18 protein-coding genes and 1 tRNA gene are annotated in these 14,684 nt (G+C 61.9%); 7 read left to right on the top strand and 12 right to left on the bottom strand.

The features are described 5' to 3' along the window. Window positions 1-137 precede the first annotated feature (137 nt). Entirely contained in the window at window positions 138-809 is a 672-nt protein-coding gene (locus tag HU770_RS13340) for a Bax inhibitor-1/YccA family protein (RefSeq protein ID WP_033696755.1), read from the bottom strand. A gap of 133 nt (window positions 810-942) precedes the next feature. On the opposite strand from HU770_RS13340, the gene HU770_RS13335 reads away from it, so the two are divergent. Then, window positions 943-1,030: transfer RNA gene (locus tag HU770_RS13335), tRNA-Ser, on the top strand. A 198-nt stretch (window positions 1,031-1,228) separates the two neighbouring features. On the opposite strand, the gene HU770_RS13330 is transcribed toward HU770_RS13335, so the two are convergent. Next, on the bottom strand, window positions 1,229-1,408 hold the full coding sequence (locus tag HU770_RS13330; protein WP_033696799.1) for a hypothetical protein: 180 nt from the start codon (window positions 1,406-1,408) through the stop codon (window positions 1,229-1,231). Window positions 1,409-1,616: 208 nt separating this feature from the next. Further along, entirely contained in the window at window positions 1,617-1,802 is a 186-nt protein-coding gene (locus HU770_RS13325; protein ID WP_033696800.1) for a hypothetical protein, read from the bottom strand. A gap of 399 nt (window positions 1,803-2,201) precedes the next feature. Here HU770_RS13325 and HU770_RS13320 point away from each other — a divergent pair, with 399 nt between their 5' ends. Both HU770_RS13320 and HU770_RS13315 read left to right on the top strand, forming a co-directional pair. After that, complete coding sequence (locus HU770_RS13320; protein ID WP_186663850.1) at window positions 2,202-2,555, top strand: SH3 domain-containing protein; 354 nt, start codon at window positions 2,202-2,204, stop codon at window positions 2,553-2,555. A gap of 426 nt (window positions 2,556-2,981) precedes the next feature. After that, window positions 2,982-3,176: a hypothetical protein gene (locus HU770_RS13315; protein ID WP_186660127.1), complete on the top strand. Its 195-nt coding sequence runs from the start codon at window positions 2,982-2,984 to the stop codon at window positions 3,174-3,176. A gap of 132 nt (window positions 3,177-3,308) precedes the next feature. Here the strand turns inward: HU770_RS13315 and HU770_RS13310 are convergent, their stop codons facing one another. Then, complete coding sequence (locus HU770_RS13310) at window positions 3,309-4,214, bottom strand: LysR family transcriptional regulator (protein ID WP_186660125.1); 906 nt, start codon at window positions 4,212-4,214, stop codon at window positions 3,309-3,311. A gap of 98 nt (window positions 4,215-4,312) precedes the next feature. On the opposite strand from HU770_RS13310, the gene HU770_RS13305 reads away from it, so the two are divergent. After that, the gene (locus HU770_RS13305; protein ID WP_186660123.1) at window positions 4,313-5,074 is read left to right on the top strand and encodes a TSUP family transporter; all 762 of its coding nucleotides are present in this window, start codon (window positions 4,313-4,315) and stop codon (window positions 5,072-5,074) included. Between the two features lies 1 nt (window position 5,075). Here the strand turns inward: HU770_RS13305 and HU770_RS13300 are convergent, their stop codons facing one another. The 4 genes from HU770_RS13300 to HU770_RS13285 all read right to left on the bottom strand — a co-directional run bounded on the left by HU770_RS13300 (window position 5,076) and on the right by HU770_RS13285 (window position 9,256). Next, the gene (locus tag HU770_RS13300; RefSeq protein ID WP_186663849.1) at window positions 5,076-6,500 is read right to left on the bottom strand and encodes a GGDEF domain-containing protein; all 1,425 of its coding nucleotides are present in this window, start codon (window positions 6,498-6,500) and stop codon (window positions 5,076-5,078) included. A 138-nt stretch (window positions 6,501-6,638) separates the two neighbouring features. Continuing rightward, entirely contained in the window at window positions 6,639-8,468 is a 1,830-nt protein-coding gene (locus tag HU770_RS13295; RefSeq protein ID WP_186663848.1) for an SLC13 family permease, read from the bottom strand. Window positions 8,469-8,606: 138 nt separating this feature from the next. Next, window positions 8,607-8,993 (bottom strand): glycine zipper domain-containing protein, encoded by a 387-nt coding sequence (locus HU770_RS13290; protein ID WP_033696807.1) that lies wholly within the window; start codon window positions 8,991-8,993, stop codon window positions 8,607-8,609. 74 nt (window positions 8,994-9,067) lie between these two features. Beyond that, window positions 9,068-9,256, bottom strand: a complete 189-nt coding sequence (locus HU770_RS13285) for a hypothetical protein (protein ID WP_186663847.1) — start codon at window positions 9,254-9,256, stop codon at window positions 9,068-9,070. 224 nt (window positions 9,257-9,480) lie between these two features. On the opposite strand from HU770_RS13285, the gene HU770_RS13280 reads away from it, so the two are divergent. Beyond that, on the top strand, window positions 9,481-10,632 hold the full coding sequence (locus HU770_RS13280; protein ID WP_186663846.1) for a GGDEF domain-containing protein: 1,152 nt from the start codon (window positions 9,481-9,483) through the stop codon (window positions 10,630-10,632). Between the two features lie 10 nt (window positions 10,633-10,642). On the opposite strand, the gene HU770_RS13275 is transcribed toward HU770_RS13280, so the two are convergent. Beyond that, a complete protein-coding gene (locus HU770_RS13275; protein WP_095064291.1) occupies window positions 10,643-10,945 on the bottom strand; it encodes an RcnB family protein in 303 nt (100 codons plus the stop codon). A 114-nt stretch (window positions 10,946-11,059) separates the two neighbouring features. Here HU770_RS13275 and HU770_RS13270 point away from each other — a divergent pair, with 114 nt between their 5' ends. Together HU770_RS13270 and HU770_RS13265 are read left to right on the top strand one after the other, a co-directional pair. Then, on the top strand, window positions 11,060-11,410 hold the full coding sequence (locus HU770_RS13270) for a hypothetical protein (protein ID WP_186660115.1): 351 nt from the start codon (window positions 11,060-11,062) through the stop codon (window positions 11,408-11,410). Between the two features lie 55 nt (window positions 11,411-11,465). Further along, complete coding sequence (locus HU770_RS13265; RefSeq protein WP_186663845.1) at window positions 11,466-12,287, top strand: class I SAM-dependent methyltransferase; 822 nt, start codon at window positions 11,466-11,468, stop codon at window positions 12,285-12,287. On the opposite strand, the gene HU770_RS13260 is transcribed toward HU770_RS13265, so the two are convergent. From HU770_RS13260 to HU770_RS13250, 3 genes are all read right to left on the bottom strand, one after another. Then, window positions 12,288-13,055, bottom strand: coding sequence for an SDR family oxidoreductase (locus HU770_RS13260; protein WP_019470688.1), 768 nt, complete (start codon window positions 13,053-13,055; stop codon window positions 12,288-12,290). A gap of 23 nt (window positions 13,056-13,078) precedes the next feature. Further along, on the bottom strand, window positions 13,079-14,146 hold the full coding sequence (locus tag HU770_RS13255) for a phosphotransferase family protein (protein ID WP_186663844.1): 1,068 nt from the start codon (window positions 14,144-14,146) through the stop codon (window positions 13,079-13,081). Between the two features lie 187 nt (window positions 14,147-14,333). Further along, window positions 14,334-14,651, bottom strand: coding sequence for an SCP2 sterol-binding domain-containing protein (locus tag HU770_RS13250; protein ID WP_186660108.1), 318 nt, complete (start codon window positions 14,649-14,651; stop codon window positions 14,334-14,336). Window positions 14,652-14,684: the final 33 nt, after the last annotated feature.

The raw sequence follows: 14,684 nt of genomic DNA, 5'->3' as shown, positions 1-14,684 counted from the left end.
CGTCAGGGGTAGTGGCAAGCACGATGGCAGCATGATCGGTGGCTATTCACTCAATAAGCTGACTTTTAGGTCAATCTCTGCTCATGAAAAAGCCCGCCGAAGCGGGCTTTCCTTTTACTGCATTCGACCAATCGCAATCAGTCGTCGCGGCCCATGATGCCGAACAGCTGCAGCAGGCTGACGAACAGGTTGTAGATCGATACATATAGGCTGATGGTCGCCATGATGTAGTTACGCTCACCGCCATGGATGATCGCGCTGGTCTGGAACAGGATGCAGACCGACGAGAACAGCACGAAGCCAGCGCTGATCGCCAGTTGCAGGCCGCTGATCTGGAAGAAGAAGCTGGCAACCACTGCACCCAGCAGCACGAAGAAGCCTGCGGTGATGAAGCCGCTGAGGAAACTCATGTCCTTGCGGGTGATCAGCACGTAGGCCGACAGACCACCGAACACCAGCGCGGTCATGGCGAAGGCCGAGCTGACCACTTCAGCGCCACCGGCCATACCCAGGTAGCGGTTGAGGATAGGGCCGAGGATGAAGCCCATGAAGCCGGTGAGGGCAAAGGTGGACACGATGCCCCAGGCCGAATCACGCAGTTTGTTGGTGAGGAAGAACAGCCCGTAAAAGCCGATCAGCACCACGAAAATATTCGGGTAGCCGACGCGCATCTGCTGGGCGACGAAGGCCATGACACCGCTGAAGGCGAGGGTGAGTGCCAGCAGGCTGTACGTGTTGCGCAGGACCTTGCTGATCTCCTGCTGCTCGACCTGCTGGCCGTGGTGTACGGCGTAATCCTGTTCGCGCATGGCGACACTCCTTGGTAAACCTGTGGTTTCAGACGTTCAGATGCTAGGAGTCTATCAGAGCTCCTGCAACCGGCGACATAGAGAGTTTGACAGCGTGTTTCATTACGGTATTATGGCGGCCGCAAAACGAGCTGGAAGCGTGGCCGAGTGGTTTAAGGCAACGGTCTTGAAAACCGTCGATGGGCAACTATCCTAGAGTTCGAATCTCTACGCTTCCGCCATATTCAAAGCCCTGATTATTCAGGGCTTTTTGCGTTTCTGAGGCATGCAGAAACTGCCCTTGGGAACCTTCTTTGCTTCTCGATCTGCAACCTGCAACCTGCGCCCGGCGCCAAGTCGCCCCCTGCACAAGCTTGCGCCTCGACCTATCATCAAGTGCAGCGAAAGCTGCCCCTGCGAAGGCGGAGGCAGAAGGCGAGTCAGCGTTGGGCTTTTTGCTGCTGCATGCGCTGCAAACGCGAAACCGCGATCTGCACGGCCGCTGCCACGAGGCAGAGCAAGCCGATTTTCCAGCTGCCCTCAAGCCCGAAGTGCTCGGCTAGCTTGCCGGCGATGAGCACGCTAAAGAAGATGGCGGCAGGTAGGATCAATTTATTCATGGGCGCTTCCAGCGGCGAATGGCATAAGGCGTACAGGGTACACAATTCGCGTCGTGAGGCTTGGTCATCTTTGCCTGGCTGAACCTTTCGCAGGGTTACTTTTGTGCCAGTTACCGAGAGCCTACGGGGCAGGCGCAGGCGTGACCGACGCGCCCTTCAGCAATGTTCGTGAAGGGCGCGCACCCGCCGTACACGAAAATGCTTGGGCTCACTGCAATGTTGGCGGTCTGATCGTACCTTGCATATTGCTCAACACCGCCTCGATTCGCGCGATCTGTTGCGCAAGCTGATCCGCTTCCTTGTCATTGCCTTCCTGCCTGAGGCGGTCACGCGCCCGGCGCAGTGTCAGCAGGTTTTTCTGTAGTTTCAGGGCTGAGGAGTCGAACGGGTCCATGCTTTTCTCATGCGGTAGGCGTCCGTGCCGTTGTAGGAAAACTGGACCGTATCAGCTCGATTTTGCCGATGAAACTGATGTTTCATACAGGACCACGCTGCTGCCTAGAGTTGTCCTACGAACCACAGGACAAAATCCTACAAATCTTGAATCTGTCCATTTCAAGAAGTGTGTTTCAGATGGCGCTCAATACCGCGGATTGACGGGTATTGAAGCGAGTTCGATAGCGTCATCAGTTACAGTGATCTGTAGCAGGCGCGCCGTGAGCTTCGAAATCTTGTGTAGCAATTACAGGCCCTGAAGCGGGCCGCTGGCGAGGTTAATGGGCCACGGCTTTAGCAAATGCATATCAGATAGCATCTGCTACGATCTCTGATTTCCCTGGCCAAGGAGAGGCGTATGCATTACATCGTGATCGAGCCCCACCGCAGCGAATACCCGCACCCGCTTCGTTTCGTCAAGGGCACGCTGCTGGATATCGGCCCGCGTTATGAGGGGGAGCCGGGTTGGCAGGACTGGTACCTGTGCTCGTGCACCGGCCAGGAACCGGGCTGGGTGCCGGCCCAGCTCATCGAGCCGATCAGCGTGGGGCGGGGCAGGGCGCTTGATGACTACTCGGCCCATGAACTGGACGCCGACCCGGGGCAGTTGGTGCAGATACTTCGCCCGCTCAATGGTTGGATATGGTGCCGGCGCCAAGGCGATGGCGAGCTGGGCTGGTTGCCAGCAGAGAAGCTCAAGCAACTGAGTTGATTCAACTTGTTTCGACGAAATGTAGCGCACCTGCGGTGCATCTGATCTGCTTTTTTTCTGCAAACCTGAATCTGTAACCGTATCAGGCCAAGTAAGACAATATGCCCATCCCCGCATCACACTGTAGAGGTTCCGATGGGCAAGCTGACGCTGTTCCTGGGTGGTTTTCTGCTCCTGACCATTCTGATAGGTCTTTTAGGCACCATCCCGCCAAGCTGACATTCACCACACTTCCCCCTCTGCGGCCCGTCTGATTCGCCAGATGGGCCCGCACGTGCGCGCCCTTCGCCAATCCCGCCCGATCGCCATCGCTGGACCAGCGGTAGCTGCAAGTCATTCTCAAGTGTAAATGGCTCGTGTAGTCTCCCGCCGCCGCCATACGGCCCGCATGGACGGGCCGGTCTTTTGCCTTGGAGTCGAACATACATGGAATGCAAGAAAGGCACTTCAGCCATGCTGGAGTGGCGTTGCCGTTTTCTCGCTGAAGGCGCCCTCGACGAGGAGGGCTACGATGAGGCGCTACGCAGTGCCGGCGTGCTGGAACAGTCGGGAGTGATCAGCACCCCCGAATGGATCAAACTGGTCAAGCTGGCCAATTCGGCGTTGCTGCATGTGCGATAAGTCGTTCTTTGCGCTGGGAAATCTGTCCACAAAAAACGTGGGTAGGTCTGTGGATAAAATGCTGTAAGCCAAGCCGGAAGCGGGCTCTGTTAAATTGAGCAGAATTTGAACAGTCCTTTTCGGGGGCTTGGGTCAGGCCGACAGGCCGGCGCGGCGCAGGGCCTGCAACAGCTCACGCACCCGTGCGGGCAACTCGCCAGCGGGGTAGACCGCGTGCATTTGCGGGTCCTGGCCTGTGCTTGAAGTCAAGTGGTATTGCGGGCACACCCGCACCAGGCGCCCGGCTTCAACCTGGGCTTCGCCAACCCAGGCTGCCAGGCGCGCGATACCGCCCCCTGCCAAGGCGCTGTGGTATACGGCTTCGCCCGAATCCAGGCGAAGCCGTGGCGTCGGGCGCAGGCTGGTGATCTGGCCATCACGGCAGAAGTGCCAGGCTTTGAGTATGCGCGGGGCGGTATGCAGAATCAGTGCGTGGTCTTCCAACTGATCGGGGTGTTGCGGGTTGCCCGCCATGGCCAGGTAACCTGGGCTTGCATAGAGATGGCGGCGGTAGCTCCACAGCGGATAGCCGATCAGCTCGCTGGATTGCGGAAAGGCACCGCGCACCACGAAGTCGAATTTGTCCAGCAGTGGGTCCAGGGCGGCATCGCTGTACTGCACGTCCAGGGTCACTTGTGGATGGCGTTGGGAAAACGCGGCAAGTACCCGTGGCAGCACATGTTCAGCGAGCAATTGCGGCACGGCAAAACGGATCCAGCCTTGCGTACTGCCGCTGAGCGCGGCCAGCTCATCGGCTGCATCACGTTGCGCATCCAGCAAGCGTTCGGCATGGGGCAACAAGCGCTCGCCGGCTTCGGTGAGGGTCACGGCATTGGCGTTGCGGTTGAGCAGTTTGCTGCCGGCATTGTCTTCCAGGGTTTGCACCGCACGCGTCACTGCACTGGGTGAGCGGCCCAGGGCGCGCGCTGCGGCAACGAAGCTGCGCTTGTGCGCCACACTGACGAACGCCTGAATCTCCCGCAGCATGTCCAATGCCATTGCCTAGCCCTCGTTGCAGTTTTCGCAATGTGGCATTTCAACACAAGTGCGGCACTTTGATTAGCCTTGCAGCCTGACTCACTGCCTGGAGCTGCATCATGATGGATATCGCCGTACTTTCTGTATTCGCCTTTGCCGCCGGTTTGATCGACGCCGCCGTGGGCGGTGGTGGGCTGATTCAGATTCCGGCGTTGTTCAACGTGCTGCCCACCGCGCAACCGGCGGCCTTGCTGGGCACCAACAAGCTGGCCTCGGTGTGTGGTACGGCCTTTGCAGCGCGCTCGTTCATTCGCAAGGTCACGCTGGACTGGGGGCTGATTGTGCCCGCAGCGCTCAGTGCCTTCGTCATGTCGTTCGTCGGCGCCGCCACAGTATCGCTGGTGCCGCCCAGCGTGATGCGCCCGGCAGTGCTGGTGATGATCGTCCTGATGGCGATCTACACCTTCTGCAAGAAGGACTTCGGCACCTTGCACAAGCCCACGCAGATCGGTCGCAAGGAGCAGTGCCTGGCGGTGCTGATCGGCGGCGCGATCGGTTTCTACGATGGGCTGTTCGGGCCAGGCACCGGCAGCTTCCTGATCTTCCTGTTCATTCGCTTCTTCGCCCTGGACTTCCTGCATGCCTCGGCTTCGGCCAAGGTGGTGAACATCGCGACCAACCTGGCGGCGCTGGTGTTCTTCGTGCCGTCGGGCAACGTGTTGTACGCCATCGCCTTGCCGATGGCGGCATGCAACATTCTCGGCGCTTTGACCGGCACCTGGCTGGCGGTGCGCAAGGGGGCAGGGTTCGTGCGCGGGCTGTTCCTGATTTTGCTGTGCGTACTGATCGCCAAGCTGTCCTGGGACTTGCTGGTCGGGTGAGTCAGACCACCTGGCGCTGTGCCTCGGCCTGTTCGACACGGTTGCGGCCATGGGCCTTGGCCCGGTACAGCGCCTGGTCGGCGCGCGCCAGCAGTTCGTCCAGGCTCGGTGCCGGGGTCTCCGCGGCGCAGCCGTCCAGGCCGATGCTCACGGTAATCTGCAGGCGATGGTCGGCCTGCACCACATGCAGGTCCTGCACCGCCCGGCGCAGGCGTTCGGCGGTGAATTTGGCACGCTCCGGTGCAAGGCCCGGGAGGACCACGACAAACTCTTCGCCGCCCATGCGCGCGAACAGCTGCCCTTCGTGCAACTGGTCTTGCAGGGTGCGGGCGAACTGGCGCAGCACTTTGTCACCGACCGCGTGGCCATGCGCGTCATTGATCGCTTTGAAATGGTCGATGTCCAGCATCATCAAGGTCAGCGGCAGTGCCGGGCCGTGTTGCTGGCGGCTGTCGAGCAGGGCGTTGGCACGGCGGGTGAACGCGCTGCGGGTCAGTACACCGGTCAGGTGATCGATGGTGGCCTGATGCGCCAGGCGCGCCAGCAGGCTGCGGTTGGCCTGGCTGACACAGGCCACCACCAGCGGGCCGAGCACCAGCATGGCGATGCCCAGGCGCGCCGACATCAGCGTAGTGACCCCCGGTTCGCTTTGCGGCACGCTGAAGTGCATGAGGTTTTGTGCGACCGCGACGATCAGCGTGCTGCCAGCGGTGAGCGTCAGCAGCGAGACCAGAAACGGCGGGTAAGTCCAGGCACACCACAACAGTGCGGCAATCGGGAAGGCAATGGCGCCTGGCCCACCAAAGGCAATGCTGAAGGCCAGCGAAGCAAGCAGCACCAGCAGGGGCGGCAAACGTACCGGCTGGGCGCCGCTGCGCATCAGGGCGCGTACCGAGGGGGCGGTCAGCAGCACTGGCAGCACCAGTACGCCGGTCGAGAACTGTTCGCTGAACCAGGCCAGCCAGGTGGCCTGCAGGGATTGCTCGAACCAGGGGGCGGCCATGACCGAGGCCAGGCTCGCCGCGACCATGGCACCGGCCGCGCAAGCGGCAAACACGCTGAGCACGCCATGCGGACTGCGCATGCGGCGGTGCAGGCGCGGCACGCGTGCCAGCAACTGCCACACGCTGAACACCATGCCGAGGTTGCACAGGTTGAACCACAAGGCCGGCATCCAATCGCTGCCGCACAGCAGGTCGGCCGCCACCATGGCCAGCCACACCAGTGTGAAACCAAGGGCATTGGCCTGACGGGGGTAACGCAACAGCACGCCGACCATTACCGCATTGACTGGCCAGAACAGCGACAGGGACTCGATCGGGCGTGCCAGGATGCCGCCCAGGGTCAAGGCAAAGGTCAGGCAAAGCAGAGCGACGTAGGACAACAAGCGCGATTGGGCTGGAAAAACCATGAACTCGACCGGCAAGCGGAAACGAAATCCAGGACAACGCCTTGAAGCACCTGGGGCAATTACGTATCAGTGTGTTTCCACAGGGCAGTGGGTGTCAATCTGCCGCGATCCGGCTGGATAATGGCAAATTGCCTGCACCCCCTGTCGATTTCATCACAAGCCGAAGAACCACGGCACCATCAGTACGGTGACCAGCATCACCAGCAAGGTAAAAGGGACGCCGACTTTGACGAAGTCACCGAAGCGGTACTGCCCAGGCCCGAGCACCAGGGTGTTGACGGGTGACGAGACGGGCGTCATGAACGCTGCCGATGCGGCGAGGGCCACAGTCATGGCGAACGGGTAGGGCGACATGCCCAACTGCGTGGCGGTGCTGATTGCTACCGGTGCCATCAGCACGGCGGTGGCGGTGTTGGAGATGAATAGGCCGATCACTGCGGTCACGGCAAACAGACAGGCCAGAATGGCCCTGGGCCCGGCGTCGCCGAGCAAGCTGACCAGGCCGGTCACTGCCAGGTCGATACCGCCGGTTTTCTGCAGGGCCAGGGCGAAGGGCAGCATACCGACGATCAGTACCAGGCTCTGCCAATGGATGGCCCGGTAAGCGCTGTTCATGTCGATGCAGCGGCCCGCGCCCATCAACAGGCAGCCGATCAAGGCGGCGATGACATTGGGCACCGCGCCGCTGACCATCAGGCCGACCATCACCGCCAGGCTCAGCAAGGCCTGAGGTGCGCGCCTGCGGGCCGGGGCGACCTGATCGACTTCGGCAGGCAGGCTCAACACCAAAAAGTCGTGGGGGTTGCTTTGCAGTTGACGCACGGCTTTCCAGGGGCCGACCACCAGCAGCGTATCGCCCAGGCGCAGCTTTTCTTCCACCAGTTGCTCTTCGATGGCGGCCTGTTCACGGCGCAAACCCACCACGTTGAGGCCGAAGCGGCTACGGAACGCCAGCTCGAGGATGCTCTTGCCGACCAACTGCGAGCCGGGAGGCAGCGACACTTCGGCCATGCCCAGCTCCTGGGACTGGTCGATGAAGTACGCCGCCTTGAAGTGCAGGGGTTCCAGTTGCATGGTCTGGCACAGGCTGCGCAGGTCGTCGCGGTTGGCGAACAGGTCGAGCAACAGCACGTCACCTTGGTGCAGCACGGTGTTGGAGTCGGCCGCGATGACCCGCGTGGTGAACTTGTGCTGGCGTTCGATGCCGATCACGTTGGCGCCATGCCGGGTGCGCAGCTCCAGCTCGCCCAGGGTATGGCCGATCAGCGGCGAGTGGGGGCGGATGCGCAGGCGCCGCTCGCGGCCGTTGAGCTTGTAGTCCAGCACCAGGTCGAGCAGCGTACGGCGGGTTTCCACGCGGCCGTCCTTGCGCACTTCACCATTGAGCCAGTGGTGCGTCAGCAGCATGTAGCCGATGCCCAGCACAAGCACCACCAGGCCGAACGGGGTAAAGCTGAAGAAGTTGAAGCCCTGCTCGCCATGGCGCACCAGTTCACTGTGCACCACCACGTTGGGGGGCGTGGCCACCAGGCTGAGCATGCCGCTGATCAGGCCGGCGAAGCTCAAGGGCATCATCAGGCGGCTGGGTGACAGTTTGAGGCGCGCGGCGATGCTCAGCACCACCGGTATGAAGATCGCCACCACCCCGGTCGAACTCATCACCGAGCCCAACCCCGCTACCGCCACCATCAGCAATACCAGCAGGCGCGCTTCACTGTTGCCGGCCCGCTCGCTCATCCACTCGCCAATGCGGTAGGCGATGCCGGTGCGTACCAGGCCTTCGCCGATCACGAACAGGGCAGCGATCAGCACCACATTGGGGTCGCTGAAGCCGGCCAGGGCCTGTTCCACGGTAAGGATGCCCGATAACGGCAGGGCGAGAATCACCATCAGCGCGACCACGTCCATGCGCGGGCGGTTGATGATGAAGAGGACGACGACGATGGCCAGCAGGCCGAGGACCCAGAGCAGCTCTTGGTTCATGGGGAGGGGGTGTTCCTTCACACGGGGGCACGGTAGACAGTAGCAGCCAGTGTGCCAGCTTGCGGTGAAGGGTGTGTTGACGTGCTGCAGGGTTTCACAAGCAAAAGGGGCTGCCGAGCAACCCCTTGGTCACCTGGATCAGTGGCGGTGACGGCGGTGCTTCTTGCCGTTGTTGTCGCCCAGGTGGTTGCCGATGGCACCCCCTGCAGCACCGCCCAGGCCGGCACCGATGGTCGAACCGGCAGAGCCACCGACCTTGCCGCCCAGCAGCGAACCACCCGCCGAACCCAGGCCACCGCCGATGGCGGCTTCGGTGCGGTTGCCCTTGCGTGCGCCTACCGCACTGCCGGCCGCGCCGCCGACACCGGCACCAATCGCAGCGCCGGTGCTGCCGCCGATCTGTTGACCGACAACGTTACCCAGTACACCACCCAGGCCACCGCCAATGGCGGCGGTACCGTCACCGGCGAAAGCGCCCTGGCACAGCAGCAGGCCGAGAGCAAGGGAAGGCAGAGTCAGACGCATGGTACGAACCTCAAAAGGAATCATCAGGTAAAGGTGCCGCGCAACGGGCGGCGGGTCAGGGGTGCAAAGACGCTTCAGCGGTAGTAGCGGTCACCGCGGTATTGACGGTGGTCATCGTCATCGTCGCGGTCATGCCGATGATGGTGGCGCTGGCCACGGTCGCGATCACGCCAGCCATCGTCGTCGTCATGGTAGCGATGGCTGTGGCAACCAGCGGTCAGCAGGATGGCGGCAACCAACGAGAAGCTTGCAAGGCGGGTCATCACGATATAGGTCCTTGATCCGCAAAGGTTTACGGGGCACTTCCTGAGACTGGGAACGGTCCATTTGGTTTCCTTGGCAGGCAAAATTTTGTCAGGCGCGCGATCGGCGGCGTGCCTGCCGGCTGCTGTTCTGTCCCGCTCGGTCATGGCCGAGCCGCGGGTCGGCCACTAAACTGCACAGCAAGCCGCAGCCAAGACGGCAAACTGCCACACGGTGAATCACGATGATCGCCCACACCCCCACGTTGTTCGCCGCCGTTGCCCTGGTTGCAACCATTCTGGCCTTCTGCCTGCTGCTGGTCGGGCGCAGCAACCGCCGCGACAACCTGATGCTGACCGGTTGCGGGCTGCTGGTGCATGCCTTGGCCTATGTGTGCTACACGCTCTATGCCCAAGCGCCGTTGTGGGTCAGCTATGGCTTGGGCAACAGCCTGCTGTCCCTGGCCTTGGCGTTCTATTCGGCCAGCCTGTTCCGGGTGCGCGAGCAAGTGATCCCGTGGCGGATGATCTTCGTCATTCCCGCCGTCATGCTTTTGGGGCTGATGCTGCTGCTCGATACCCTTGAGCCCCGCATGTTGCTGGCGACGCTGGTGCTGATGCTGCAGTGTTCGATGATCCTGTATTGGGCGCGGCGTTACGTCGAGCGGCCGGGCAGGGCGCACCTGCTGCTGCAGATCGGTGCGCTGATCAGCCTGGTCGGGCTGGGCATGCGCGCCGTGGCTGTGGCCAATGGCACGGCCGTGGAAATGCGCTACGACACCAGTAACCTCAAGCAAAGCATTTCGGTGGCAATCGGCACGGCCACGGTGATGATGTATTCGATCGGGCTGGTGCTGATGGCAAAGGAACGCAGCGAATCACGCCTGCAGCACCTGGCCCTGCGCGATGTGCTCACGGGTACCTACAATCGCCGGGCGATCCTCGAGCGCTTCGTCGTCGAGCTGGACCGCGCCCGGGACGCGCAGAGCAGCCTGGCCGTGGCCATGATCGACATCGATCACTTCAAGCGCATCAACGACCTGTACGGGCACCTGGCCGGTGACGAGGTGCTGTGCCATTGCGTGCGCCAGTTGCAGCAACGCTTGCGTCAGGGAGACAGCCTGGGCCGCTATGGCGGCGAGGAATTTTTGCTGCTGTTGCCCGAAACCGACCGCGTTGGCGCAATGGCGGCGCTGCAGGGCTTGCGTGAGGCCATTGCCCGCAGCCCCGCACGCTTTGCCAGCGATGAAATCGAGCTGCGTTTCAGTGTCGGATTGTGGTGCAGTGTGCCCGGCGCCAACGACAACACGGCCAGCCTGCTTGCCCAGGCCGATGCAGCGCTGTACCAGGCCAAGGCCGCCGGGCGCAACACGGTGCACATGGCGGCCTATGTGTAGCTCGGCAGGGTCAGGACGCGGGGTGGATGGCCAGGACCACACCATTGGTGATCTGCACCAGCACATAGTGCTCGCCCATGCGCACCCAGTGGCTTTCCTTTTCGGGGGCCGGCAGGCCTTTGGCTTTCCAGTCTTTTACCGTCTGGTCATCGCGTTTGTATTGGTCGGGGGCCTTGTCACCTACCTTGAGTTCGCGGTTGTGGGTTTCCGGCCCGGTGATGCTTTCTTCGGCCGAGGGCGCGGCAGAGGCGGCAAGCGGCAGGCAGGGCAGGGCGGCGAGCAGCAGTGAAGGCAGCAGGTGATGCAGTTTCATGGCGGTTTCCTTGTGACGGCATGTCCTTACTGCGACAGCGGCGTGCCGCCAACAATTCACTCGCAGTGCCTGCCAGTGCTAGAGTCGCTTTCTTTTTTGCCCTGAGGGTTGAACATGCGAGCAATTCTGCCGATGGCCGCGGTACTGATGCTGGTCGGTTGTGCTTCTGCGACCATGGAAACGGCACGTGGCGGCAAGCCGACCGCGCAGCTCGATTCGCACAAGGCGCCCGCGCTGGTGGCCCAGTGCATCCAGTTCAGCTGGCAGGAAGAGGCGGTGTTCGGGGTTGATGCCAGTGGCTACCTGGAGCCGCGCAAGCAGGGTGGTTTCACGGTGTATACCCGCGATGCCGAAGCGTTCGTGGATATCTATCCGCAAGCAGATGGAACGCGGGTCGACTACTACGCGCAAAACAATGACAGTGTGGCCCTGCAACGGCGCGCGGCGGCGGCGACCTGCCTGTAATGATGAAGGCCTGACCAGGGCTGCCGAGACCTGACACGTAGACAAGGACGTAAGCATGGACCGATCACTGCAACTCAACCGCAGCAGTTGGGACGAACGAGCCCCTTTGCATGCGGCCTCGAAAGACTATGAGGTCGAACGGCTCGTCGAGCACCCGGCGCATCTTTCCGAAACCGTTCGCTTCGACCTGCCGTTGCTAGGCGATATCAGCGGGCTCAACACCGTTCATCTGCAGTGCCACATCGGTACCGATACCCTCTCGCTCGCCCGCCTGGGCGCGATGGTCTGCGGCCTGGATTACTCCGGGGCTTCGCTGGCCGAGGCGCGGGCACTCGCCGAGCGCTGCGCGGTGCCGATCGACTATGTAGAGTCGGATGTCTATGCCGCCGACCAGGTGTTGCCCGCAGGTAGCTTCGACCTGGTCTATACCGGCATCGGCGCACTCTGCTGGCTGCCCCACATCGAACCGTGGGCGCGTACGGTGGCAGCCCTGCTCAAACCGGGTGGGCGGTTGTTCCTGCGCGATGGCCACCCGATGCTGATGGCGGTCAACGAAGACCATCAGGGCCGCCTGTTGATCGAGTATCCGTACTTCGAGCACGACACTCCGACGGTCTGGCATAACGACCAGACGTACGTCGAAACCGATCAGCGCCTGGTCCACACCGAGACCCATGAGTGGAACCACGGCCTGGGCGAGGTGATCAGTGCGTTGCTGGCGCATGGGCTGCAACTGACAGCTCTGGTCGAGCACCAGAGCATCCCTTGGGAGGCGCTGCCGGGCCAGATGGACAAAGGTGCCGACGGCGAGTGGCGCTTGCGCCAGCAGCCGTCACGCCTGCCTTTGAGCTACACCCTGCAGGCAATCAAGGCCTGATCAGGACAGGTAACCGCCGTCGACGTTGAGTGCGGTGCCGGTGGTGTAGCTGGAGGCATCGCTGGCCAGGTACAGCACCGCGCCGGCCATTTCCTTGGGGTCGGCCACGCGCTTGAGCGGGATCTGCTGCAGGGCAGCGTTGAGGATGGCGTCGTTCTTCACCAGTGCCGAGGCGAACTTGGTGTCAGTCAGGCCTGGCAGCAGCGCATTGCAGCGGATGCCGAACTGCGCACATTCCTTGGCGAAGACCTTGGTCATGTTGATCACCGCCGCCTTGGTCACCGAATAGATGCCCTGGAAATGCCCCGGCGAGACGCCGTTGATCGACGCCACATTGATGATGCTGCCGCCGCCGTGTTCGCGCATCAGCTTGCCGGCTTCCACCGACATGAAGAAGTAACCACGAATGTTGACGTCCACGGTCTTCTGGAAGGCGTTCAGGTCGGTGTCCAGCACGTTGCAGAACTGCGGGTTGGTGGCGGCGTTGTTGACCAGGATATCCAGGCGCCCGAACTGTTCGCGGATACCGGCGAACACCTGCTGGATCTGCTCCATCTCGCCGATGTGGCAGGCCACTGCAGTTGCCTTGCCCCCAGCGGCAATGATCGCCTCGGCGACCTGCTGGCAGCCGTCCAGCTTGCGGCTGGAGACGATCACGTGGGCGCCCTGCTGGGCCAGCAGGTGGGCAATGGCTTCACCGATGCCGCGGCTGGCGCCGGAAACGAAGGCGATCTTGCCGTCAAGGTCGAACAAGTGGGTCTTGGACATGCTGTTTTCCTTGTTGTCTGTCGTCAGAGCGTGGTGTTGGCGATGACCTTCAAGGCCATCTGCTCCAGCAGCCGGTTCATGTGGATGAACTGAGCGAAGCGCTTGTCCTGGGTCTGGCCGTGGTAGTAGCGGTAGTAGATCTGTTGCACGATGCCGGCGAGGCGGAACAGGCCATAGCAATAGTAGTAATCGAAGTTGTCCAGGCGGATACCGGCGCGCTCGGCGTAGTAATCGACGAACTGGCGACGGCTCAGCATCCCAGGGGCGTTGCTGGGTTGGCGGCGCATCAGTTGCATCGGCGCCGGGTCACCCGCTTCGATCCAGTAGGCCAGGCTGTTGCCCAGGTCCATCAGCGGGTCGCCAATTGTGGCCATCTCCCAATCCAGCACGCCGATGATGCGCATCGGGTTGTCGGCGTCGAGGATCACATTGTCGAAGCGGTAGTCGTTATGCACGATGCCGGGGCGCGGATGGTCGGCGGGCATCTTCTCGTGCAGCCAGGCGATGACCTGCTCCCAGCGTGGCGCATCCTCGGTGATAGCTTTTGCATAGCGGCTGGTCCAGCCCTCGACCTGGCGCTGCACATAGCCTTCCGGTTTGCCCAGGTCGGCCAGCCCGCAGGCCTGGTAATCGACTTGGTGCAGTTCCACCAGGCGGTCGATGAAGCTTTTGCACAGGGCTTCGGTCTTGGCAACGTCAAGGTTGAGTTCAGCGGGGATGTCCGAGCGCAGGATGATGCCCTTGACCCGCTCCATCACGTAGAACTCGCCGCCTATCAGGCGCTCGTCGGTGCAGTGCACGTACGCCTTGGGGCAGTACGGGAAGCCATCGTTGAGCTGATTGAGAATGCGGAACTCGCGGCCCATGTCGTGGGCCGACTTGGCCTTGTGGCCGAACGGCGGCCGGCGCAGTACAAAGTCGCGGCCCGGGTAGCTGACCAGGTAGGTGAGGTTGGAGGCGCCGCCAGGGAACTGGCTGATGCTCGGCAAACCCGCCAGGCCGGGGATATGGGCCTTGAGATAAGGGTCGATGACGGCCGCGTCGAGTTCTTCGCCGGGGCGTACCTGGGTGGACTGATCGGTGAGCGTCATGCGTTTTCCTTATAATCGATCGCAAGGACTATTGGCTAATTTAATGGCCTGCGGGAACTGGAACAAGCGTCCTAGTAGTCATATAGACAAGGGTGTTGCAAGTGGATCAATCGCCTTGATGGGGTGGGCAAAAAAAAACCGAAGCCGGTCAGGCTTCGGTTTTTTCATCGCTCGGCGTGCCCGTCACTCAGGAAGGGAACAGCTCGCTCAGTTTCATCGACAGCATCATGTCGCCCTCGACGCGCAGCTTGCCGCCCATGAAGGCCTGCATGCCGTCGGTCTCGCCACTGACGATACCCTTGAGGGTCTCGCTGTCCAGCACCAGGGTGCAGTTGGCGTCTGGGTTCTCGCCTTCCTGGATGTCGCAGGTACCGTCTTTGACGATCAGCGCGTACTTTTTGCCTTCGTCGGTGATGTCGAAGCCGAACACCAGGTCCAGGCCGGCGGCAGCGGCTGGGTTGAACTTCTCTTGCATCTTCTTAACGGCATCAGCTACGGAGGTCATGGCGCATTCCTTATAGAGTGATTTTCACGTCCC

The organism is Pseudomonas sp. SWRI68 (assembly GCF_014269165.1).
Lineage (GTDB): Bacteria > Pseudomonadota > Gammaproteobacteria > Pseudomonadales > Pseudomonadaceae > Aquipseudomonas > Aquipseudomonas capeferrum.
This window is presented reverse-complemented; position numbering and strand designations above follow the sequence as displayed.

What these genes read in the sequence shown, in the direction of transcription:
- HU770_RS13340 (WP_033696755.1), bottom strand. Translation starts at nt 809, where the DNA reads ATGCGCGAACAGGATTACGCCGTACACCACGGCCAGCAGGTCGAGCAG.
- HU770_RS13330 (WP_033696799.1), bottom strand. Translation starts at nt 1,408, where the DNA reads ATGAATAAATTGATCCTACCTGCCGCCATCTTCTTTAGCGTGCTCATC.
- HU770_RS13325 (WP_033696800.1), bottom strand. Translation starts at nt 1,802, where the DNA reads ATGGACCCGTTCGACTCCTCAGCCCTGAAACTACAGAAAAACCTGCTG.
- HU770_RS13320 (WP_186663850.1), top strand. Translation starts at nt 2,202, where the DNA reads ATGCATTACATCGTGATCGAGCCCCACCGCAGCGAATACCCGCACCCG.
- HU770_RS13315 (WP_186660127.1), top strand. Translation starts at nt 2,982, where the DNA reads ATGGAATGCAAGAAAGGCACTTCAGCCATGCTGGAGTGGCGTTGCCGT.
- HU770_RS13310 (WP_186660125.1), bottom strand. Translation starts at nt 4,214, where the DNA reads ATGGCATTGGACATGCTGCGGGAGATTCAGGCGTTCGTCAGTGTGGCG.
- HU770_RS13305 (WP_186660123.1), top strand. Translation starts at nt 4,313, where the DNA reads ATGATGGATATCGCCGTACTTTCTGTATTCGCCTTTGCCGCCGGTTTG.
- HU770_RS13295 (WP_186663848.1), bottom strand. Translation starts at nt 8,468, where the DNA reads ATGAACCAAGAGCTGCTCTGGGTCCTCGGCCTGCTGGCCATCGTCGTC.
- HU770_RS13290 (WP_033696807.1), bottom strand. Translation starts at nt 8,993, where the DNA reads ATGCGTCTGACTCTGCCTTCCCTTGCTCTCGGCCTGCTGCTGTGCCAG.
- HU770_RS13285 (WP_186663847.1), bottom strand. Translation starts at nt 9,256, where the DNA reads ATGACCCGCCTTGCAAGCTTCTCGTTGGTTGCCGCCATCCTGCTGACC.
- HU770_RS13280 (WP_186663846.1), top strand. Translation starts at nt 9,481, where the DNA reads ATGATCGCCCACACCCCCACGTTGTTCGCCGCCGTTGCCCTGGTTGCA.
- HU770_RS13275 (WP_095064291.1), bottom strand. Translation starts at nt 10,945, where the DNA reads ATGAAACTGCATCACCTGCTGCCTTCACTGCTGCTCGCCGCCCTGCCC.
- HU770_RS13270 (WP_186660115.1), top strand. Translation starts at nt 11,060, where the DNA reads ATGCGAGCAATTCTGCCGATGGCCGCGGTACTGATGCTGGTCGGTTGT.
- HU770_RS13265 (WP_186663845.1), top strand. Translation starts at nt 11,466, where the DNA reads ATGGACCGATCACTGCAACTCAACCGCAGCAGTTGGGACGAACGAGCC.
- HU770_RS13260 (WP_019470688.1), bottom strand. Translation starts at nt 13,055, where the DNA reads ATGTCCAAGACCCACTTGTTCGACCTTGACGGCAAGATCGCCTTCGTT.
- HU770_RS13255 (WP_186663844.1), bottom strand. Translation starts at nt 14,146, where the DNA reads ATGACGCTCACCGATCAGTCCACCCAGGTACGCCCCGGCGAAGAACTC.
- HU770_RS13250 (WP_186660108.1), bottom strand. Translation starts at nt 14,651, where the DNA reads ATGACCTCCGTAGCTGATGCCGTTAAGAAGATGCAAGAGAAGTTCAAC.